Genomic DNA, 274 nt, shown 5'->3' on the forward strand with positions numbered 1-274 from the left:
TGGTTAGAGCAATACACGGGTAAGCCTGTTTTAGGAGTACTGCCATACCTTCACGATTTAACTCTCGACGCGGAAGATGCTGTTGCAATAAACAATAACGTTACCCATGCAACTATCAATATTGCAATATTATTAGTGCCGCATATTAGTAACCATACCGATTTTGACGCACTACGTTTACACCCAAATATTAATGTTAACTATATACGCCATACGCAGGTCATTCCTGATGTTGATCTTATTATATTGCCTGGTAGTAAAAACGTACTTGGCG

The 274-nt window shown here is 39.1% G+C and carries 1 pseudogene; it reads left to right on the top strand.

Going from position 1 to position 274, the window contains the following annotated elements:
- Nucleotides 1-274 (top strand): annotated as a pseudogene (locus R2R70_RS20205) (cobyric acid synthase CobQ); the annotation flags it as partial.

The organism is Cobetia sp. SIMBA_158, assembly GCF_046566945.1.
Taxonomy (GTDB): Bacteria; Pseudomonadota; Gammaproteobacteria; order Pseudomonadales; family Halomonadaceae; genus Cobetia; species Cobetia amphilecti.